Annotated in this window: 22 protein-coding genes; 3 read left to right on the top strand and 19 right to left on the bottom strand. The window is 44.3% G+C overall.

Annotation, left to right across the window (positions count from 1 at the left end; translation table 11 throughout):
• Window positions 1-400: 400 nt before the first annotated feature.
• Both RM368_RS26750 and RM368_RS26745 read right to left on the bottom strand, forming a co-directional pair.
• A complete protein-coding gene (locus tag RM368_RS26750; protein ID WP_322696853.1) occupies window positions 401-1393 on the bottom strand; it encodes a cyclase family protein in 993 nt (330 codons plus the stop codon).
• 164 nt (window positions 1394-1557) lie between these two features.
• Window positions 1558-2007: an Hsp20/alpha crystallin family protein gene (locus RM368_RS26745; RefSeq protein WP_322696852.1), complete on the bottom strand. Its 450-nt coding sequence runs from the start codon at window positions 2005-2007 to the stop codon at window positions 1558-1560.
• Window positions 2008-2318: 311 nt separating this feature from the next.
• On the opposite strand from RM368_RS26745, the gene RM368_RS26740 reads away from it, so the two are divergent.
• Complete coding sequence (locus RM368_RS26740; protein ID WP_322696851.1) at window positions 2319-2633, top strand: S-layer protein; 315 nt, start codon at window positions 2319-2321, stop codon at window positions 2631-2633.
• A gap of 263 nt (window positions 2634-2896) precedes the next feature.
• Here the strand turns inward: RM368_RS26740 and RM368_RS26735 are convergent, their stop codons facing one another.
• From RM368_RS26735 to RM368_RS26655, 17 genes are all read right to left on the bottom strand, one after another.
• Entirely contained in the window at window positions 2897-3916 is a 1020-nt protein-coding gene (locus RM368_RS26735; RefSeq protein ID WP_322696850.1) for an aldo/keto reductase, read from the bottom strand.
• Between the two features lie 404 nt (window positions 3917-4320).
• Window positions 4321-4698, bottom strand: coding sequence for a VOC family protein (locus tag RM368_RS26730; protein WP_322696849.1), 378 nt, complete (start codon window positions 4696-4698; stop codon window positions 4321-4323).
• A gap of 226 nt (window positions 4699-4924) precedes the next feature.
• The gene (locus tag RM368_RS26725) at window positions 4925-5215 is read right to left on the bottom strand and encodes a DUF302 domain-containing protein (protein ID WP_322696848.1); all 291 of its coding nucleotides are present in this window, start codon (window positions 5213-5215) and stop codon (window positions 4925-4927) included.
• A gap of 118 nt (window positions 5216-5333) precedes the next feature.
• On the bottom strand, window positions 5334-5984 hold the full coding sequence (locus tag RM368_RS26720) for an MOSC domain-containing protein (protein ID WP_322696847.1): 651 nt from the start codon (window positions 5982-5984) through the stop codon (window positions 5334-5336).
• A 197-nt stretch (window positions 5985-6181) separates the two neighbouring features.
• Window positions 6182-6424 carry a lactate/malate family dehydrogenase gene (locus RM368_RS26715; protein WP_322696846.1) on the bottom strand — a complete coding sequence of 81 codons (243 nt, stop codon included), beginning with the start codon at window positions 6422-6424 and terminating at the stop codon, window positions 6182-6184.
• Window positions 6425-6498: 74 nt separating this feature from the next.
• The gene (locus tag RM368_RS26710; RefSeq protein WP_322696845.1) at window positions 6499-7893 is read right to left on the bottom strand and encodes a mercuric reductase; all 1395 of its coding nucleotides are present in this window, start codon (window positions 7891-7893) and stop codon (window positions 6499-6501) included.
• Window positions 7894-7924: 31 nt separating this feature from the next.
• Window positions 7925-8290, bottom strand: a complete 366-nt coding sequence (locus RM368_RS26705; protein ID WP_322696844.1) for a hypothetical protein — start codon at window positions 8288-8290, stop codon at window positions 7925-7927.
• 203 nt (window positions 8291-8493) lie between these two features.
• Window positions 8494-8898, bottom strand: coding sequence for a DUF302 domain-containing protein (locus RM368_RS26700; protein ID WP_322696843.1), 405 nt, complete (start codon window positions 8896-8898; stop codon window positions 8494-8496).
• A gap of 52 nt (window positions 8899-8950) precedes the next feature.
• Window positions 8951-9454: a nuclear transport factor 2 family protein gene (locus tag RM368_RS26695; protein WP_322696842.1), complete on the bottom strand. Its 504-nt coding sequence runs from the start codon at window positions 9452-9454 to the stop codon at window positions 8951-8953.
• A gap of 293 nt (window positions 9455-9747) precedes the next feature.
• On the bottom strand, window positions 9748-10143 hold the full coding sequence (locus RM368_RS26690) for a DUF6130 family protein (protein ID WP_322696841.1): 396 nt from the start codon (window positions 10141-10143) through the stop codon (window positions 9748-9750).
• 256 nt (window positions 10144-10399) lie between these two features.
• Window positions 10400-11392: an alpha/beta hydrolase gene (locus RM368_RS26685; RefSeq protein WP_322696840.1), complete on the bottom strand. Its 993-nt coding sequence runs from the start codon at window positions 11390-11392 to the stop codon at window positions 10400-10402.
• Between the two features lie 135 nt (window positions 11393-11527).
• On the bottom strand, window positions 11528-12997 hold the full coding sequence (locus tag RM368_RS26680) for an NAD(P)/FAD-dependent oxidoreductase (RefSeq protein ID WP_322696839.1): 1470 nt from the start codon (window positions 12995-12997) through the stop codon (window positions 11528-11530).
• Between the two features lie 115 nt (window positions 12998-13112).
• Window positions 13113-13862: an SDR family oxidoreductase gene (locus RM368_RS26675; RefSeq protein ID WP_322696838.1), complete on the bottom strand. Its 750-nt coding sequence runs from the start codon at window positions 13860-13862 to the stop codon at window positions 13113-13115.
• A gap of 133 nt (window positions 13863-13995) precedes the next feature.
• Window positions 13996-14529: an SgcJ/EcaC family oxidoreductase gene (locus tag RM368_RS26670; protein ID WP_322696837.1), complete on the bottom strand. Its 534-nt coding sequence runs from the start codon at window positions 14527-14529 to the stop codon at window positions 13996-13998.
• Between the two features lie 36 nt (window positions 14530-14565).
• Window positions 14566-16125: a GMC family oxidoreductase gene (locus RM368_RS26665; protein ID WP_322696836.1), complete on the bottom strand. Its 1560-nt coding sequence runs from the start codon at window positions 16123-16125 to the stop codon at window positions 14566-14568.
• A 209-nt stretch (window positions 16126-16334) separates the two neighbouring features.
• Window positions 16335-17207, bottom strand: a complete 873-nt coding sequence (locus tag RM368_RS26660; protein ID WP_322696835.1) for an alpha/beta hydrolase — start codon at window positions 17205-17207, stop codon at window positions 16335-16337.
• On the bottom strand, window positions 17200-17757 hold the full coding sequence (locus RM368_RS26655; protein WP_322696834.1) for a DsbA family protein: 558 nt from the start codon (window positions 17755-17757) through the stop codon (window positions 17200-17202). The genes RM368_RS26660 and RM368_RS26655 overlap by 8 nt, the downstream gene beginning before the upstream one ends.
• Before the next feature lie 272 nt (window positions 17758-18029).
• On the opposite strand from RM368_RS26655, the gene RM368_RS26650 reads away from it, so the two are divergent.
• Together RM368_RS26650 and RM368_RS26645 are read left to right on the top strand one after the other, a co-directional pair.
• Window positions 18030-18230 (top strand): hypothetical protein, encoded by a 201-nt coding sequence (locus RM368_RS26650; protein ID WP_322696833.1) that lies wholly within the window; start codon window positions 18030-18032, stop codon window positions 18228-18230.
• Between the two features lie 168 nt (window positions 18231-18398).
• On the top strand, window positions 18399-19874 hold the full coding sequence (locus RM368_RS26645) for an AAA family ATPase (RefSeq protein WP_322696832.1): 1476 nt from the start codon (window positions 18399-18401) through the stop codon (window positions 19872-19874).
• Window positions 19875-19907: the final 33 nt, after the last annotated feature.

The raw sequence follows: 19907 nt of genomic DNA, 5'->3' as shown, positions 1-19907 counted from the left end.
AGACACAATTAATTGAGTTTTATAGTGTCTTTATGTTGATGCTAGAAGTTTTATGAAGCAGTTAGGATTTAACTATCAATTAGTTAAATCCTGACTGCATGCATTGTAAATTATGAATCCTCTGCTCGTTGTCGCTCAATGGGTAGAGCTTCTACAGTTGAAAAAGGTAACATAGTTGCTCAAGTACAATAGACTTCTTGGCATTTGTCGGGAAAAGGGTAAAGGGTAAGGGGGAAAGGAATAACAAAAAACCTTTAACCTTTAACCTTTCCCCTTTACCCACGAGAGTGCAAAAGTTACTTTTGCCAAGAGGTCTAATTTATTACCAATCACGTTTGAAAATAGATCGCTCTCCACACCCCACGATCGACATCCACAACCTCAGCATAATTGCTTCATCTCACCGTACCCGTACACCCAATTTTGTATCCCAATGCAGGGGTTTATCTGCTTTTTGCAGGGGAGACTCCGGCATTTGACCTACTGAAACGCCATATTTCCAATTTGGCGGACAGATAGCAATGTAACGTGCATAACCTCCTAAACCACCTTTGAATTTGGGATACCCAATAGAGATTAATGCGCCTGTTTCTGGCACCCGATCTAGATTTGTAACACCCTCTGCTTGGGCATATCCATTTTTCAACAGCCAAGCTTCCCCTTCGAGTGTTGGGGTGCTGTCTGTATCAAGGGGTTCGTGTCCGTGGAAAAGAATTTTGCGCTCAAGATGCAGAAACTTTAAAGCTTCTAGCTTCACCCCAGGAAACTTAGTTCTTGTAGCTAGTTCGGGGTTTGGCCATGATGAAGACCAGTCAGAGCGAACAAACACAACTGAGCCTTGGGGAATTTTGCCATGTTTGCGCTCCCAATCCTGAATATCTTTGACACTCAGATGATAATTGGGGTCTTTGGCAACTTTATCCTGAATCGGAATTATTACTAGAGGACGAACAGCAAAGGTCGCTGGCAACTCATCGATAGCTGGATAATCAGGATTCCAGTGAGCAGGTGGATCTAATTGGGTTCCTAGCTGATCGGTGGATAAATCGTAATGAGTTGCTTCAAACCCATCCTTTTGGTAAGTGTATGGTTCACTGGTTTTTGGGTTGATGGCAGGCGCAAAGAAAGATGAAGCAAAACCTGACCATACAGGAATTGAAGGAGCGATCTTATGAGTCAAGTCAACATATTTGGCTTTTTTGAGCGACTGCTGATAAACTTGCCACAGATGAGGCTCACGTCTGGGTTGTACCGCGTTTACAGACACCAAACCAACACCAAACAGAACTATTAAACAAACAATTCCCCAGAAAGTTTTTTGAAATGGTTGACGCAAAAATCTATCTAGTTTTTGCAAGGTATGTGTTTGGTTACATTGCGGCAGTATTGTCATTTGTGAAAGCTTATTACTTTTGAAAGCTCTAATTGTTTTACCACAAATTGCTACATTGTTTATTCTGTAACTCTTTTGCAATCCAAAAAAGCCCAGTCATTTCATAACTGGGCTTTTAGCATCTCAATCAATTATTGTCGGTAGAGTAGTTGCATTACAACCAATTAGGTAGTAGGTTCAAGATTAACCTTGACAACTTTGTTCTTTTCTTGCTCGGACTTGGGCAGTGTCAAATTCAAGATACCGTCTTTATAATCTGCGGTGACATTGGTATTTTGAACCTTAGCAGATAGAGGAATTACACGTTGGAATTTACCATAGTAGAATTCGCTCTTGGTAGTGCCATTGTTTTCGGTTTTAGTTTGGGACTTGCGCTCACCGCTAATGTGAACAGCATCTTCAGTGACTTGAATATCTAAGTCTTTAGCTTCAAGTCTTGGTAGTTCTAACTTCAAATGCAGAGCATCATCAGTTTCTTGTAGTTCAGCCGCCGGAACTTTGATAAAATCTCTGTCAACCCTTGCAGATGGTACTCTGGTATCTCCAAGTAAGCCGTTGATGTGACTTAAGTGAGCGTTCAATTCTTGCCAGGGATTGTAACGAATTAGTGCCATAACTCTTTCTCAGAAAAATTCATTTCTTGTTTAATTTTTTTTTGCACTTGGTTTTGTGCTTATGTATTTATAATAAGTATGGTTATAAGTCCTGTAAATTCGGTTAGTATCACCAAATAATTGATGATTCCCGCACAAAATCAAGCAGTAAAAAAGATTACGGGAACTAGCTATTGCTTCGGCATCGTCTCCCAAGCCAAATTTTTATTTAAGTACCGCTAACACTTTATCTGGGCAAAATTATTCTAGTTCCTAGACTGTTGTCTGCAAACTAAGATAGGGTTAAATGCCATCTCTAGAAAACTCAAGTTATGAAGTATAAAATTTTAGCTACACTCGTAGTACTAGCCACTACTAGCTTCGTTACTCCTGCTAAATCTCAAGAACTTGTAACTGAAGCTCCAGCAACATCAAATCAAGTTGTGAATGCTTGCGTTCAAAATCTTGCCCAAACTTTACCAAATCCTTTTACTGATGTTCCATCAGACCATTGGGCTTTCAAAGCAGTTATGACCATGCACTATTGTGGTGCATTTCGCCAAGCTACACCACCAACAATTTTAAAAAAACTCCAACCTACTCAACGTCAACAGCAACCACAGCAAGAACAACGGTTTGAAAAATAATTACTGATCGCGTGTTGGCCGTTCCTGTTGCTCGATCGGGAATAAGTAATTTGTGCGTCCATCGTGGTTATGTTCCGCAAAGAGTTTAATCAAGCGATCGCACCAAGCTCACTGCCTTCATGCGATCGCAACTGGAATATTTTATCGTAAATAAAAGGGTTTAAGACCCCTACCTCTATAGGTAGCCCCAGTTTCAGTCAGGGTTTAAATCCCCGTCTGAAATTGCCTTTAATTTTGAATTTTGAATTTTGAATTTTGAATTGTTAATGTGGAATGCGTTCAGCTCCGAACTTGCGCTGATGCCAGTAAGGATAGATTGGCGCGATCGCGCTAACCTGATTGAGCCGATTTATTTCCTCTAATGTTAGCTCCCACTGAGCAGCACCAAGGTTGTCTCGAAGTTGTTGTTCATTCCGCGCTCCGATAATAACGGATGTAATACCAGACTGACGTAACAGCCAGTTGAGTGCGACTTGAGCAACACTGACACCACGGTTATTAGCCACTTCGTGCAGAACTTCCACAATGTCGTATCCCTTTTCCAGGTCACTGACAGTGCCAATATCACCGATTTTTGCTCGTCGCGTCCCTTCCGGTTCCGACTGACCACGACGATACTTACCTGAGAGGAAACCAAAAGCGAGTGGACTCCACACTAAGATACCCACACCTCGATCTAAACTTAGAGGAATTAGTTCAAATTCCAACTCTCGCGCCACAAGCGAGTAATAAACCTGTTGTGACACATAGCATTCCAAGTTCAAACGCTCTGATACAGACAGCGCCTTCATTAAATGCCAAGCTGAATAATTAGAGCAGCCAATGTAGCGAACTTTGCCACTACGTATAAGATCGTCTAAGGCGCGAAGCGTTTCTTCTAGTGGAGTTAAAGCATCGAAACCATGAACTTGATAGAGGTCGATGTAATCTGTGTCTAATCGTCGTAGGCTGTCCTCACAGGCTCGAATCAGATGATAACGTGACAATCCAGTATCATTTGCTCCTTTTCCCATACGACCATAAGCCTTAGTTGCAATAATTACATCAGAACGACGCTTTCCGAGAGCTTTACCAAGAATCTCCTCAGAAAGTCCATTCGAGTAAACATCTGCTGTGTCAAAGATGTTGACACCTGCATCAAGGCAAATATCAATCAGATGTCGCGCCTCGTCTACCTGAGTCGCCCCAATTTCTTGGAAGAAGTCGCTACCACCGAAGGTCATTGTACCGAAACTGAGAGCCGAAATCTTAAGACCGGACTTTCCTAAAAATCGCGTTTCCATCGCTGTTACTCCTTGAAGCCATGCCTATTTGAAGTCAAGTGAACATTTTCTCACAATGGATATCTTCCCTGGCAGCCGACAGATATGCTTGCTGGTGATGGGCTGCTCAGAAGGCAAATCTGGGGATGGAGAAAGTAGCGTAGGCGCAGCCCGCACTTCGACAAGGCTCAGTGACCATCGTAGACATCGCTTTTAAAAAGCGTAGCCAATCAATTTTCTCTCTTACTGCCGAAAGTTCTGCTGATGTGGACTATTAAAGTCATGAGTGGGGAGTTGGTGGTCAATCTTGGGTCAAGATTCGTTTTACAAGCTTTTTTAGGCCGATCCCCACTAAGACAGTTAGGTTAAATTGCAAATTGAAATTATATCCCTGCCTAATTCCCCGATTTAGGTGTAAATTCAGGCTAAGACTGCGGATTTTGCCTAAGCCCTAACAAATTTCCGTCAATATCCTTGAAAGTGGATAATTGCACTCCATGACCGACATCTGTAATTGGCCCAACTGAGACTCCTTTTTCAGTCAGGCTTTGACGAGCAGCAACTATATCATTGACAACAAAGGTACTGACAGTATTACCTGGTTCAACTGAGTCACTCAAGTTCAATCCGATTGCAAAGCGTGGAATATCAGGAAAACTAAACTGTCTCCAGCTAGGTGTGTCATATTTTTCTTCAGGAACTAACCCAAGCTTGGACTTGTACCACTCGGCACTAGCTTCGAGATTAGTAACGTCTAGTTTAGTGACAAAACTATATTCACCAAAAGTGTTTTTCAATGTCATATTCTACTATGCTAATCTAGAACTTATATAGTACAGCTATTATAAGCTTTTTAGCAAAATATACTGCAAACTTACCAATTAATAGTAGTTTGGTTTTGCTCGTGTATTTTTACTCTAAAAGCCGCGCTTTTACGTCTAGGCACTCCAACAAAAGTTGAGCCACAGTGAGCTTTTGTCCACTACTGGAATTTAGTATTGTTGTTTCAAGCTTTGATGCGATCGCGTGCTAATTCTGCAACTTATTTGCGATCGGCAAAACTAAGTACTCTGCTTTCAGAGGTAAATCCAAGGCGATCGTTGGTTGTGCCACCATGAGGGAACTTCCGGCTTTTGGGTTGCCAAACAGCAACAACTGTGTAGGACACAGGCTTAGTCCGACTTTTTCGGCTTCAGCCTGTTGATCGATGCGGGCAAAAATGGTGATGCCTTTTACTTCAAGGACGGCTTCTAATCGATCAATGGTTACAGGCACTGAATATTGACTAAGCTGGCTAATGATGCCGTTGTTTGCATTCATAGCAGTGGATTTCTTGTAAAATTTCTAAACCATCGATCGAAACTGTACGATATGTAGTCATAGGATGACTCCTTGTAAGTGACAAAAGTGACATGATGGTGTTTTACAACAGGTCGATCTATCTCACATCTTGACGACGAATCTGCTCCTGAAAGTAGTCTTGCCAGTCTTCGGGTAACGCTTTCAGTTGAGCTGCACGATGCAGTAACTCTGGATTGTTTCGCTCGCGAACATAAAGCTGAATGATATTAGCAACAGTAATATTGTTGGTATCTCGACTCATCAACTCTAAAGTGTCTCCGACTCCAACTTCGCCCTCTTGCAAAACGCGAAAGTAAAATCCGGTGCGACGACTGGCGAGAAATCGTTTGACCATATCCGATCGCCCAAAACGAATTCCTAGTTTGTAGCAGGGTAAGCGCGGTTGAGTCACCATTAGTTCCGCACTGCCGATTTTGAAGCGATCGCCAATGTTAATTTCCTCTTCTTTAAATCCTGTAACTGTGAAATTTTCACCAAAGATTCCTGGCGTTAACTCTGTGTCAGGCAATTCGCTTCGCCAGTAATCATAATGCTCAAAAGGATAGACATATACAGCTTTGTCAACTCCGCCATGAACGGTGAGATCCGCTTGGCGATCGCCATCTAAATTGAGTTCGCGCACCATCACTCTCGAATTAACTGGCTCTTTGAAAATTCCAGTGCGGACGGCTTTTCCTTTCCAGGTCACTTCACGCGGCAGCCCGACATTAACAGAGATCAGCTTCATCTTTAACTCCTTTTGGACTTCAAATCTGTGCCATACCGCCATCAACAAACTGTTTGGCAGTGGCAAGACCGATACCACTGTTGCCACCCGTGACAAGGGCGATTTTTCCTTCTAATTTTCTCATTATGCTAATCCTTTGATTGTTGGGTTTAAAGCAGTCAGTTGCTAATAGAGAGCGAAGTCAGGAGGAAGAATGGTCAGCCAGTATTCGGGAGTAAGGCGATCGTCTTTTGAATATCTGCATCTGTTCCGCTTTTATAGGCATTGCTGAATAGGGGAATGCTGTCTTTGATATCCCATGCTTGCCCTTCAGCTTTTGATAAGGTTCGGTCAAAAAGCACAACCCTTACACATCTGCCAAGTAAAACTAAAGCATTTGCAACGTCTGCACCTACATTACCTGCACCAATAATACCGACTTTAGATGTTTTACTAATCATGCTATGTATACTTGACCTTCAATAGTAAAATGTCGTTTGTTTGGTAAGTCCTTGGATCTGCAATTGCTGTCTTTTTACAACTTGGAAAACAATATATTTAACCCTTCAGTCATCGTGGGATGAGTCAAAATACCATCGCGCAGAACTGTGTAGGGCATCTGAGCTTGCATCACCATCTGCACTGTTGAAATCATTTCACCTGCTTCATGACACAACAGGGAACACCCTAGAATACGACCTGTTTCGGTATCCACGATCGCCTTTAGCAGTCCATCAATTTGACCGAGTGTTCTTGCTCTGGGAACGGCTGACGCATCCACCTTCGCCACGCTGATGGCATATCCTTGTTGCTGTGCTTCAGTCTCAGTCAAACCCACATGAGCCAGTTCTGGATCGATAAATAGACACGATGGAACCAATCGATCCCGTGTACTCCGGTTGCCCCGATCAATTAAATTAGCTTTGATAATGCGATAATCGTCGAGCGATATATGAGTGTATTGCGGGCCACCGTTGATGTCGCCTAACGCCCAAATCCCCGGAATGTTCGTCTCTAAGCGCTCGTTAACTTGAATAAATCCGCGTGTATCGGTTGCCACACCAGCAGCAGCTAAATTTAAGCTCTCAGTATTGGGCGCACGACCAACGGCGACGAGCAAATGCGACCCTTGGAGGGTGATTTCACGATCGCCAACTTGGATTTGCAGGATGGTTTGATTATCAGTGCGAGCCACCCTCAACACCTTCGCCTTCAGCAAGAATTCAATACCATCTCGTTCTAGCAGTTTTTGAACTGCGATCGCTATATCTGGATCTTGCTGTGACAGGATTTGCTCACTTTGCCCAATGACAGTAACGCCACAGCCAAAGCGCCGAAACATCTGGGCAAACTCTAAACCAATATAGCCGCTACCGAGAACGATCAGGTGTTCAGGCAAATATTCTAGCTCCATAATCGACTCACTAGTTAAAAATCCCGCTTCTGTGAGTCCAGGAATCGATGGAATTAACGGTCGTGTGCCTGTATTAATAAATAACCGCTCGGCGGTAAGTAAGCGATTGTTCCCCTCAGTCGTGGTCACTTCAATTGTTTTGGGAGCAACAAACCTTGCTGTGCCAAGGATCAAGTTCTTATCCAGAGCTGTTTCTAAATTGTGCAAGTTCATTTCACGCGCAGATTGCACAACCGTTCGTTTTCGTTGAATCACCTCTGCTAAATTAACGATAGGTGTATTAGCTTTAACACCATAAACGGCACTATTTCGCACTGTGTTTGCCACATTAGCACTCGCCACCATAGTTTTAGTAGGAATGCAAGCAATATTAATGCACCCGCCACCAATCATATTTAAGCTGCGTTCAACCAGAGCGGTTTTACGTCCGTCAGCGACTAACGCTGGTGCAAGTGTTTTACCCGCTTTGCCGCAGCCGATAATAATGTCGTCATAGTGTTGAGCGTTCACTTCCATATCCTTTAAGTTCGAGCGGGTGAATACGATTTCAACTTTTTCTACAAGCTTGCTTCATCAAGATACGCTTATTTTTATACACCTCTAAAGTACCAGACTGCGGGTTATCTAACGTGCCATCCCACACCCAATATTCATAAATTCCACTCCGAAACTTATACACTCGAACACCTTCTGTCGGTTGGCTAGTTCCTTTGCCCAAACTTAAATTACCGTTGGGACTGGTCGCGCGATAAAGCAGTTCACGAGAAGTATAATTCTGCCAAATATTGATGTTGTAGCCACCCTGGCATTTTGTACTCAGGAGGAGGGCAGCTGTAGAGTCAGCAGAAGCTCTTAAGGAAAAATTAGCTAAGATACTGATTGGCAGAGCCAGAAGTAACGCGGATGTTTTCATAAGTTTTATAAAATTAATAAGTTTGACATTACTCGATTGCTGCAACAACTTCATCTGTAGAAAGGACTGCATTGGCAATATAGCCAAAGTTGATCGGTGCTGCCTTGTAGCCGTCGCCCAATTCCGGCTGCCGAGGGGCTACTGTTGTATCCTTAATGCTGTTTCAAAAACGCCCTGGTGCGATCGCCTGCAAATTCTGCGACTTATTTACAATCGGCGAAACTAAGTGCTTGATCGATTAAAGGTGCAATGATAGCAATATTTTTCACCAACTCATCACAGAGAGAAAATCGCTGTTTTAAGTAATTAGGATCGTTGTAACTCACCCAAACCTTGCCGTCAGTGGCTTCCCATGCCAGTATTTTCAGGGGTAAATCCAAGGCGATCGTTGGTTCTGCCACCATGAGGGAAGTTCCGGCTTTCGGGTTGCCAAACAGCAACAACTGTGTAGGACACAGGCTTAGTCCGACTTTTTCGGCTTCAGCCTGTTGATCGATGCGGGCAAAAATGGTGATGCCTTTTACTTCAAGGACGGCTTCTAATCGATCAATGGTTACAGGCACTGAATATTGACTAAGCTGGCTAATGATGCCGTTGTTTGCATTCATAGCAGTGGATTTCTTGTAAAATAAAAACTGAGTGATATAGTCGTTGGGCTTTTCAAAGATTGAGGTCTGACAATCCTGGATGATCGTCAGGACGACGACCTAGTATCCAGTGGTATTTGCGTTCGCGTAGCGTCTCCGCAGGAGAATCGCTTTGGTGAATTGGCAGGTCGTTGATGCTGGCAATACGCCATCGCATGAATCCATGTTCGTCAAACTCCCAATTCTCATTGCCGTAAGAGCGAAACCAGTTGCCAGAATCATCATGCCATTCGTAAGCAAATCGGACAGCAATACGGTTGTCTTGAAAAGCCCAAAGCTCTTTGATCAGACGGTAGTCCAATTCTTTAAGCCACTTACGTGTTAAAAACTGGACGATCGCCTCACGACCAGATAGAAATTCTGAGCGGTTGCGCCAAATGCTATCCGACGTGTAAGCGAGTGATACTAATTTAGGGTTACGTGTGTTCCAAGCATCCTCTGCGATTCGGACTTTTTGGATGGCGGATTCATTATCAAAAGGCGGCAGGGGTGGTCGAGGATTTTCGGGGTTGTTCATAGTATGCTACTCTAAAATGGCGATTCTCGTTCCGAGAGGCTTTGCCGGCTTTGCCAAAGTCTCAGCATGGTTGTATTAAATTTACAGCAGATTTCAAGTTGATGAAGTAGACAAACTAAGTCCCAAAGCCAAGTATGAACTTTGTTTTACTTCTGGATTCTGAATTTTGCTGTAAATGTTTGCCGACCGAATTACCTCAAAAGCAGTTTAATACAGATCGATGAATACCACCGCGATGTGCAGCGTTTCTCCAGATGCCCCCGTCACAACTGCAATTTTTTCCTCTAGTTTTTTCATGATGATTTCTTAGAATCGGGCAGCGTGAACTCCACAGTTTCGCTAGTGATTACTTTGTGCGTGGGGTCAGCTAGTTCGATCAGCACCTTGTGTACGCCAGGTTCCAATCCGACCAAGATGATCGTTTCCCCACTGGCATCGACAAAGTGCCACGGCAAATCGTCAACGGTGATGTGGATATGACCGATGCGCGGCGATACTTCGAGGGCACCTTTGCCAAACACTGGCAACACACGCAAATTCTCCGTCCGGTACTGAATAAAGACGCGTCCTTGTGCTAGCGGTTCGGGAAGCGGTAAATCGACAATCAGCTTCGGTGGTGCTTCGTTTTCAATCGCAATCAACGGTGATGAGCCGATAATGTCCCTAGCACTCGGTATGTGGCTGTTCATAGCAGGTAAGTACCTAAGAGTAGTTTAAATAGAACGATCCATGAATGTATTTCGAGAGGCTCTGCCACTGAGCAAGCCTTTGGAGGCGGAGGCTCTCAGAATTAGTTCCTAGCCTCCAGGCTAGGAACTAGTCACGGCAAGGGCTGTGTCTTAACTTAGTGCCATTCCGCTTTCCCCTTTTCCCCTACGCTAACTCGGTAAGCAGCAAAGCAATGGAAGAGCGTCTTTTCCTTTCCCTAAAAACATCGATCGCATCCTATTGCAGATATTTCTTCAATTGGGCAGCAGCTTGAACAAACAGAGAGCGGACTTCTGGCAGCTCGGCTAAACCATTGAGCAGTCCAAAGTCATGAATCATGCCGTTGTACTGCACCGTTGTCACCTCTACCCCAGCTTCATCGAGCTTGCGTCCGTAGGCTGTGCCTTCGTCATGCAAAATATCGCTCTCTGCAACCACAATTAACGCTGGAGGCAAGCCTTTGAGTTGCTCAACCGTCGCTTGTAAGGGAGATGCGTAAATGTCTTTGCGCTTTTCTGGGTCAGGGATGTACAGGTCATACATCCACTTCATCGTAGGTGCGGTTAAGTACCGTTTGTCGCCGAATTGATGATAAGAATTCGTTTCAAAATCGGCATCGACGATCGGCCACATCATGATGTGTAGCTTGATGTGTGGCCCTCCGTTTTCTTTCGCCTTCAAAGCAGTGACAGCTGTCATATTTCCGCCGACACTGTTGCCGACCACTGCCAGATTCTTGCCATCCACCCCAATCTCCTCGCCATGCTCGGCAACCCATTTGGTCGCAGCATAAATCTCATTAATCGCCTGTGGGTACTGAGCATCTGGCGTGCGCGTGTAGTTGACAAAGACACCTGCAAACCCTGAAAGCACAACCAGATCGCGCACCATACGCTTGTGTGTTGGATAATCACCCAACACCCAACCACCACCATGAATAAAGATGAAAACAGGCAATGTGCCTTTGACACCTTCCGGTCGCACGATATTGAGCGTAATCGAATAACCATCAGCGATAATTTTCTTCTCAGACTCTTCAATGCCTGAAAGGTCTACTGGAACAGAAGCCTGTGCATCCACGAGTACTTGACGTGCTTCAAGTGGAGTGAGTGTCTCCAGTGGTACACCTCCTGAATTCAGCACTTTCAAAAATTCCTTCACCCCACTGGAAAGACGTGGATCGTCTGCAACTTCCAAAATTTTTGCTTGTGAATTTACTTGAGCAACCATGACATTCTCCTTTGATAATTAGTAAACAATTTGTTGAAATGACACTGTTAAGTGAATTGGTTTAACAGTGATGCTTGATCGGCAACGATTGTAAAATGGCGATCGCTTTCTACCGACATCGTTTCCCAGGTGGAATTATTTGTTACTGGTGAAAAGGTTGTCTACCTGGCGGGTCGCTGCCTCGATTGGTTGTTTCCACACCGCAGCAGCATAGAGCGAGTTCTCAAAATCGGGGGCGATATCGCCTGCGATCCGTGCCTCATGATGCGCCCAGTCCTCAAAGAACAAGTCGTGACTGATGCACGATACTATTCCAGGTATGTCGCGGCGGATGCTAAATATGTCACCAATTGGCAAGCCGAAGCTGACGAAACCAGCAGGATTAAATACGTGAATGTCTTTGAGATAAGGGGCAGTGCCAGGTACTTTTTCTAGGTATTCGCGGGCTTTACCCAAGTAAGGGTGCGTTCCTAAATAGTCGTCGCGCAGGTCTTCTGGTGGCTCGTAGCGATCGCGCCAGAGGGCAATGTGCTGGGCAAAGTCGGCTAGTTCGGGACGCTTTGTTGGATCAACGAAGTAACCAGTGCCAGCGATCGCAAAATCAAACTCGAAAACATCATCATTTACCTGAATGACAATACGATCGCCCATTTCCCGTGCCGATTTCCAAGGTGCAGATAGGTGTATGTGAAAGTTCGGGAAGGCGATCGCTCGCTCAATCGCGTTCCGTGATGGCGTGGAGCCTGCTTGACGAAAGCGCCAAGCTTGGAACCAGCGGGCTGCATCGGGTAGTTGGGGATAGTTGCAGTAAGCACCAGGGTATTCCCGTATCCGAAGGATTGGTAGAGATGGAAGCGCCGACCGCCGGACAAATAGGTGTACTGCCTTAGCTCCCGATTCCAGCGCCACTCCTGCTGCATCGAAAGCTGAAGCCGCCCCACCCAGCACCGCCACAGTCTTACCGCGCAGTGCTTCAAAATCGATGGCATCGGCGGTATGTGCGTACAGCCTGCGTGGTAAGTCAGCTAGTACTGGAGGTATGTATGCACCACCAGTGCCAGCCACGCCATTGGCGAAGATGATTTTGCGCGTAGTCTCTATCTGCGGAACACCATTTACCTCAAGGTGTAGGCGGAAGAAACCTGCGGCTGGCTCAATCCGCACCAACTTCGTCCGGTAACGAACCTGGATACCGAGGAAATGCCGATACCAACTGAGGTACTCAGCCCATGTCACTCGCCCAATGCGATCGATTGCTGCGTACGCTGACGCACCGTGCCGCGCTTCGTACCAGGCTTGAAAGGATAATTCTGGGATGCCTAGTTCCGGGCCAGGCACATTTTTTGGCGTGCGGAGCTTTTCCATCCGCGCTCGTGTCAGCCACACGCCTGCATGAGCCTCGTCATCAGCTGCATCGATCGCCGTCACGCGACCGATACCAGCACGCCGTAGCGCAAATACAAAGGCGCTACCGCTGCCGCTGCCACCGATTATAGTAACATTGCGATCGATGCCAGGGCGATCGGGTACCCAGTTTTCGGGATCGGGGCCGAGGAGGCGTAGTGCCTCGCGGGCAGCAAAATCGGAATCGGTCGTTGTTGTCATCTCGCTCTCCTTAGATAGTGAAATGCGATTGTTTATTCGGGTCGATCTATCTCACATCCTGACGACCGAAGAGGTATTAACAGAGATCAGCTTCATCTTTAACTCCTTTTGGACTTCAAATCTGTGCCATACCGCCATCAACAAACAACTCAATGCCGTTCACAAAGCTGCTGTCATCTGAAGCCAGAAAAACAACCGCTTTGGCAATCTCACCGGGTGTGCCGACTCGTCCCAGTGGGATGGTGCTGGCTTGGCTGTCTACGAATTCTTGCAACTGCTGGTCATTGAGTCCCAAATGATCGTAACCAGGAGTCGGAACTACACCAGGGCTAATAGCATTCACTCGGATCTTGCGTTCTCTGAGGTCGAGTATCCAATTCCGAGCAAACGATCTCACGGCGGCTTTGGTGGCGCTATAAACACTGAAAGCTGGCGTACCTTTTATAGAAGTAATCGAAGCATTCAAAATAATAGAAGCGCCCTCTGGCAACAGTGGCAGTGCCTTTTGTACGGTGAACAGCAAACCTTTGACGTTTGTGTTGAATGTTTTGTCAAAGTGTTCCTCAGTGATTGCTCCAAGTGGGGCAATTTGTCCACCGCCAGCATTAGCGAAGATGATATCGAGGTGTCCTTGCTCTTGCTCAATGGTGGCAAACAGGCGATCGAGGTTTGCCAGATTAGAAACATCGCTCTGCACAGCCGTAACATTTTTACCAATAGCTTCCACAGCAGCATCGAGTTCGGCTTGGCGACGACCTGTGATGTAGACATAGGCTCCTTCAGCAACAAACTGTTTGGCTGTGGCAAGACCAATACCACTATTGCCACCCGTGACAAGGGCGATTTTTCCTTCTAGTTTTCTCATTATGCTCATCCTTTGATTGTTGGGTTTAAAGCAGTCAGTTGCTAATAGAGCGCAAAGTTAGGAGGAAGAATGGTCAGCCCGTAGTGGGGAGTAAGGGCGATCGTCTTTTGTATTTTAGACTTAGTGCCATTCCTTACATCTCCTTTGATTGCTGATGACGCTGCTTGAGACTTACAACAAGGTCAGTCACTTGACGTTGAGCCTCTGCGCTTAGTGAGTCAAAGTCGTCTAAGAAGAATTGACGTTCTAGCGTTAACTTCCGGGTATTGAGCAACCCTTCGATCTGCCAACCTTCGTCGCCTTTCGTTACTACGTATAGCGGCAGCGAATCTCGTGACGGTGAAGTTTCGGTTTGTCCAGGCAGTATTACCCTGATAACTACGAGCATGAGCGCGAGTTGCGAGTTCACGAAACGGACAAAATCCACCTCACCCTCTAGGCGTGTTCCTTTAACAACTGTGTCAAACGCTTGCTGATGAAATGCAGCGATTTCTTTTCGGCCCTTGAGATGCGTACCCTCGAACGTGATGAAATCGGCAGTTTCGCTGAACGGGGCAGCGAAGCCTTCGCCGCTACCTCGATTCCAAGCATCAATCATCTGGCAATGGAAAGCACGGATTGCCGATTCGTCAGCAGTAGTGGTGGTTTGAGTTGTTTGTAAATTCATATTTTTGAGTTTTTCTTTTAAGTGATAGACCAGTTTTCAAGCGGCATAGAGGGGTTTATTGGCAATGCTTTGTGAGGTACGCTCCGCTTTAATTAAATCTGCTGCTTTTTCGCCAATCATGATGGTCGGTGCGTTCGTATTTCCCGTGGTAATTGTTGGCATGATGGAAGCATCAACAACTCGCAATCCTTCAACCCCATATACCCGCAACTCCGGGTCTACCACTGCCATTGAGTCAATGCCCATTTTGCAAGTGCCAACCGGATGCCACACAGTGCTGCAAGTATCCCGAATGTAAGCTTCCAGTGCTGCATCACTCTGAACGTGAGAACCTGGAGCAATCTCTTTGCTACGAAAATTATCAAAGGCACTAGTCTGAAACAATTGCCGCATTAATTTAACTCCCTCAACCAACTTTTGCACATCGGCTTGACTTTGTAGATAATTCATCCGAATGGTTGGTGGATCTTTAGGGTCAAGCGATCGCAAACTAACACTGCCAATATTTTGGAAACGGGTAAGAGAGACTGCACCTGTAAATCCAAAATCAGCAGCAGTATAACCAGGTGACAAGAATTGAATCGGGCCGAAGAAGAACTGCAAATCTGGTGCAGCCGCCACATTACCCTTGCTATGCAAAAATAATCCGGCTTCAACTCCATTACTAGTGATGGCGGGGTGTATATCTTGAGTAACTTCTTGAACGACACAAGTGAGAATGTGATCCTGAAGGTTTTGACCAACACCCGGCAAATCTGCAATGACAGAAATTCCCATCGCTTGCAAAGATTCTGCATCCCCAATACCAGAAAGCATTAGCAGTTTGGGCGAATCAAACGCACCTGCACTTAAAATCACTTCAAAGTTGACTCTAACCTGCTGGAGAGTACCTTCATGCAGATATTCCACTCCCACACAGCAAGTGCCTTCAAACAGCAATCGCGTCACCAATGCCCCTGTCGTTACGGTCAAATTAAGACGATGGAGAATAGGTAGGAGAAAAGCAGAGGCAGCACTGTGCCGTTTACCATCTTTGACTGTTAACTGATAGAATCCTACCCCTTCTTGCTGTACACCATTAAAATCAGGATTGTAGCTGTATCCCATTGCCACACACGCATCTACAAAGCGTTGGGAAACTACAGCAGGGGATATTAAATCGGTAACGCTTAACTCCCCATCAACCCCGTGAAATTCTGACGCGCCTCGCTGCTGGTGTTCCGATTTCTTGAAATAGGGCAAGACATCAAGGTACGACCAACCGGGATTTCCTAATTCCTGCCAGCGATCGTAATCTTGAGGATTGCCCCGAACATACATCATGAAATTAATCGAACTGCTGCCCCCCAAGACTTTGCCATGAGAACAAAACATTTTGCGGTCATTCAGGTAGGGTTCCGGCTCAGAAAAGTAACCCCAATCAACTTCAGAGCCTATTAGACTAAAGCATTGCGCCGGAATTTGAATTTCTGGTTTTGTGGCTGGGTTGCCCGCTTCGAGGAGTAATACGGTTGTCTCACAGTCTTCGGTTAGACGATTGGCAACCACACAACCAGCCGAACCTGCACCAATTACAATGTAGTCATAATTAGTCATAAAGTTCTCTTCCTCTGTTATCTACAATGGATAAATGGAGTCAAGAATGAACTGATTTAAAGAGCGATCGCTGAAATACTGCTAATTATTCATTTACAACATCCGATCTGCTGAATTTAACTGCATACCAATTAATGTTCTGCCAGAAACTAAACTTGCGCCTCATTGGTTTGCAGGACTTGGCTTACTAACAAATCGTTAGATTAGGATTACTTCACAGCCGTGCTTGCTGCTTCAATTACTTTAGTAACTTCTTTTGGATGAGAGATAAAAGGAACATGACTGGAGTTAACTTCGGTTGTCTTAGCACCAATCCGTTTCGCCATAAATCGTTGAAGTTCAGGGTTGATGGCACGATCGCTTTGAGTCACGATAAACCAGGAAGGAATCGTTTTCCAGGCGATTTCATTCACTGATTGTTCAAACGCTGCGCTGGCGATCGGCTTTTGAGTTGCTGCCATTACTCGCGCCTCAGCCTTCGATACGTCCTGGGCAAAAAATTCGTGAAACTTATCGCGATCGACATAGAGAAAGTTTGCAGCATCAGACACGATCGCCGTACTAATCGGAGGTGCTGCGTACCTTTTATTGAGATCGCTCGTCTTTTCACCAACATCTGGTGCGAAAGCATTAACATAAACCAGAGCTTTCACCTGTGGATTGCCAGCTGCTGCACCTGTAATCACATTTCCAGCATAGGAATGTCCGACCAAAACAACAGAACCTTTTTGATTATTAATCGCCCGCTTCGTCGTTGCTACATCATCAGCAAGCGAGGTGAGGGGAATCTGCACAGCAGTGACTTTGTAGCCATCCTGCTCCAACAATGGAATAACGTGTTGCCATGATGTACCGTCAGCATAAGCCCCATGAACGAGAACGATCGCAGGTTTAGAGTTGGAGGCTTGAGGTAATTCCTTGGAGGTAGCTGGTGTTGAATGTATTGATATTCCAACAACAACACTTAATGCAAATAACCACAGCAACAATTTTTGAACTTTTTTCCATGTAAAAACCATCATTGCGATCGCCTCTGTATTCTTACTAAATTGCTGAAATCTCTGGTTCTTGTCGTTAATCATTTGCAGCAACACTGGCTGCCATTATCTGCTCAACAGTCCAGCGATCGAGATAGCGAATTCCATTAATAAACAAAGCGGGCGCAGCCTCCACTCCACTTCGCAGTCCACCTTCGATATCCGCATCGATCCGATCGACATACGTTCCCCTGGATAAATCCTGCAAAAATTGAGAAATATTAAGTCCTAAACGATTGGCGTACTCTACTAGATAGCCATTCTCTAATTCTTGTTGATGAATGAACAATATCTCATGCATTTGCCAAAACTGCCCTTGAGCCGCTGCTGCTTCGGCGGCTTCCGCTGCCCGTTGAGCATGTGGATGAATCTCTCGCTGAGGAAAATGACGGAAGATAAAACCTAAATTGTTTTCTCCAAACGAAACCTTCAATTGCTGCCCGGCAACTTTAATCAATCGATAGACGTTGGCACTTTGAAAACATTCATAATCTCCATACATAACGAAGACTACAGCAGCATTCAGTACACCTTGAATACGATCCTGGGTTGAAGGCAGAACGAATAAAGAACGATTATCGCGGTCGTAAGTCATGTTTTGGTTTGTATTAAGCAAACTAAGCCTTACAACCCAACTGCACTAAAGTTGCTATGGATTTAATATAGACAATTGACCCTCTGTTGTAGTCCACTCTAAGTTTACATTTTTGTACAATCGAGTGATGGATGAACCTGTCCATCTCGTAGTGGAAGGTTGTCTCCAACTTTAGTTGGAGTCTAAAGCCAATCTAAAGGGGAAAAGGTAAAGGTTCATCCCTCTTTTGTTACTTTAAAAAGACAAAAAGCGGTAAAAGTAAAATATCTAAATTGGGAATTAAACTTAACAATAACCTAATTCAAATTATTAATTCATCTACTGAAAAACAAGTTTTAAATGCTCTGGGTGTAGTTAAAGAAAGACTAGCATTAGGGAAAGTAAAGTCAAAATTAGGTTTGTTCAGAAGTGCGTTAGTAGAAAACTGGGAGCCTAATGAAACTAAGATAGACAAAAAAATCTCAGTTTCATGAATGGTATGAATTAGCAAGAGCCTATGGAATTGTAATTGGTAGTAAATAGGAAGATGGGATAATATTAGTTCAAGAAAACTCTAGAGAGTCGATAGATTATGAAAAGTTTTCTAAAAAATGGACTCTAGCTTATCTAAAGCAGGCAGTAAAGGATAAATAAGAATACAGATGTCAAAACAAATTGCTAGTCCTTATTCAACTGGTGGTGGTGGCTCTAATTACGAAGCCTATGTTGCAGCTTACTACCTAGCATCAGTGCTTATCGCTTCTGTTCCCAGAGGACAAGAAGCAGGAATAGCACGAGAAGTACGTTTTCAGCGTCTTTATGAAGGTGAATACCTTGATGACTTAATAATTATTTCAAACTTGACCACTGGTGAAGCGAAACTTGCTCTTCAGATGAAACGTGACCTTGCTTTTGGTCTGCAAGATCCAACTTTTGATGAAGTAATAGGTGCTTGCTGGGATACTTTCAAATCATCTGAATTTCATTTAGGAATAGATCGCTTTGGAATTGTTATTGGTCTTTATTCAAAAAAAATTGACGAATTTTACCAAAGCGTACTTACTTGGGCGCGTAGTAGTCCTAATTCTACAGACTTCTTGACCAGAATTTTTCAAAATAAACTTACGAACCAAACACAACGTAGTTTCGTTGAACTTATCCGCGATAAATTGAATATTTGTCAAGGCAGTGACATCAGTGATGATGATTTATGGAATTTTTTGCGTTCGATGGTTATTCTACATTTTGATTTTCAAAAAGAAGGCTCACGAGATTATACTTATGCCATACAAACTGTTAGCTACTTGCTTCCTACTGATCAAAAAAATGAAGCACCAAATATTTTTACAAAACTTGTAGAATATGCTGCGGAAGCTAATATAAGTGCAGGGGCTTTTAATTCAGATATTCTGACTCAAAAACTACTAAGCGATAATTTTGCTTTGCTTCCGTCTCATGACTGTAGTGATGATCTAAATCGATTACAAGAGCCTATAGATTTTATATTGAGAGACATTCGCTCTGATATTGGTGGTTTTGTCCTTGACCGTGTTGAAATCGTGAATACTGCTAGAGAAATGATGAAAAAAACATCACTTCTATTGCTAGTCGGTTCGCCAGGTACTGGTAAATCTGCAATTTTAAAAACTTTAGTTCAATACCATAGGAATGAAGGATTTACTATTGTTATTGCATGGGATCGTATTAGTGGGAATGACTGGAATAATTTTGCTGCTTCATTACAACTAACTCAACCTTTAAAAAAGCTACTTTTAGCAGTAAGCGGTACGTCCCACCCTACTATTTTCATTGATGGTATTGACAAAATTATTGATTCAGGAAAGTGTAAAGTTATCAATGATTTAATTCGTATTTTAGCTGAAATTCCTCTAAGTCAAGATGGTTCTCGACGTTGGACTGTTGTTGCTTCAGTAAGAGAAGAAAATCTTGAGCAATTATATAAAAATTTTGACTGGCGAATATTAGGAAAGCCAGAGAAGCTACTGATACCAGAGTTGAGTTATGAAGAGCTAGATAGCATTGCAGAACATAGGCCTCGACTTAAACCTTTGCTATTGATACATCATCTTAAACCTATTATCAGTAATTTATTTATACTAGGGCGTGTCATCAATTGAGCCAAATGACAGAAGCAGCCAGATAAATTGCAC

Source organism: Nostoc sp. DedSLP03 (assembly GCF_034530815.1).
Taxonomy (GTDB): Bacteria; Cyanobacteriota; Cyanobacteriia; order Cyanobacteriales; family Nostocaceae; genus Nostoc.
The sequence above is the reverse complement of the archived record's forward strand: the minus strand, read 5'-3'. Positions and strand labels throughout refer to the sequence as shown.

Excerpts from the sequence above, each read along its gene's own strand:
- RM368_RS26660 (WP_322696835.1), bottom strand. The coding sequence starts at position 17,207 with ATGATTAACGACAAGAACCAGAGATTTCAGCAATTTAGTAAGAATACA.
- RM368_RS26720 (WP_322696847.1), bottom strand. The coding sequence starts at position 5,984 with ATGAAGCTGATCTCTGTTAATGTCGGGCTGCCGCGTGAAGTGACCTGG.
- RM368_RS26665 (WP_322696836.1), bottom strand. The coding sequence starts at position 16,125 with ATGACTAATTATGACTACATTGTAATTGGTGCAGGTTCGGCTGGTTGT.
- RM368_RS26685 (WP_322696840.1), bottom strand. The coding sequence starts at position 11,392 with ATGGTTGCTCAAGTAAATTCACAAGCAAAAATTTTGGAAGTTGCAGAC.
- RM368_RS26675 (WP_322696838.1), bottom strand. The coding sequence starts at position 13,862 with ATGAGAAAACTAGAAGGAAAAATCGCCCTTGTCACGGGTGGCAATAGT.
- RM368_RS26735 (WP_322696850.1), bottom strand. The coding sequence starts at position 3,916 with ATGGAAACGCGATTTTTAGGAAAGTCCGGTCTTAAGATTTCGGCTCTC.
- RM368_RS26680 (WP_322696839.1), bottom strand. The coding sequence starts at position 12,997 with ATGACAACAACGACCGATTCCGATTTTGCTGCCCGCGAGGCACTACGC.
- RM368_RS26690 (WP_322696841.1), bottom strand. The coding sequence starts at position 10,143 with ATGAACAGCCACATACCGAGTGCTAGGGACATTATCGGCTCATCACCG.
- RM368_RS26670 (WP_322696837.1), bottom strand. The coding sequence starts at position 14,529 with ATGAATTTACAAACAACTCAAACCACCACTACTGCTGACGAATCGGCA.
- RM368_RS26645 (WP_322696832.1), top strand. The coding sequence starts at position 18,399 with ATGTCAAAACAAATTGCTAGTCCTTATTCAACTGGTGGTGGTGGCTCT.
- RM368_RS26655 (WP_322696834.1), bottom strand. The coding sequence starts at position 17,757 with ATGACTTACGACCGCGATAATCGTTCTTTATTCGTTCTGCCTTCAACC.
- RM368_RS26725 (WP_322696848.1), bottom strand. The coding sequence starts at position 5,215 with ATGAATGCAAACAACGGCATCATTAGCCAGCTTAGTCAATATTCAGTG.
- RM368_RS26705 (WP_322696844.1), bottom strand. The coding sequence starts at position 8,290 with ATGAAAACATCCGCGTTACTTCTGGCTCTGCCAATCAGTATCTTAGCT.
- RM368_RS26740 (WP_322696851.1), top strand. The coding sequence starts at position 2,319 with ATGAAGTATAAAATTTTAGCTACACTCGTAGTACTAGCCACTACTAGC.
- RM368_RS26715 (WP_322696846.1), bottom strand. The coding sequence starts at position 6,424 with ATGATTAGTAAAACATCTAAAGTCGGTATTATTGGTGCAGGTAATGTA.
- RM368_RS26730 (WP_322696849.1), bottom strand. The coding sequence starts at position 4,698 with ATGACATTGAAAAACACTTTTGGTGAATATAGTTTTGTCACTAAACTA.
- RM368_RS26745 (WP_322696852.1), bottom strand. The coding sequence starts at position 2,007 with ATGGCACTAATTCGTTACAATCCCTGGCAAGAATTGAACGCTCACTTA.
- RM368_RS26695 (WP_322696842.1), bottom strand. The coding sequence starts at position 9,454 with ATGAACAACCCCGAAAATCCTCGACCACCCCTGCCGCCTTTTGATAAT.
- RM368_RS26750 (WP_322696853.1), bottom strand. The coding sequence starts at position 1,393 with ATGACAATACTGCCGCAATGTAACCAAACACATACCTTGCAAAAACTA.
- RM368_RS26700 (WP_322696843.1), bottom strand. The coding sequence starts at position 8,898 with ATGAATGCAAACAACGGCATCATTAGCCAGCTTAGTCAATATTCAGTG.
- RM368_RS26710 (WP_322696845.1), bottom strand. The coding sequence starts at position 7,893 with ATGGAAGTGAACGCTCAACACTATGACGACATTATTATCGGCTGCGGC.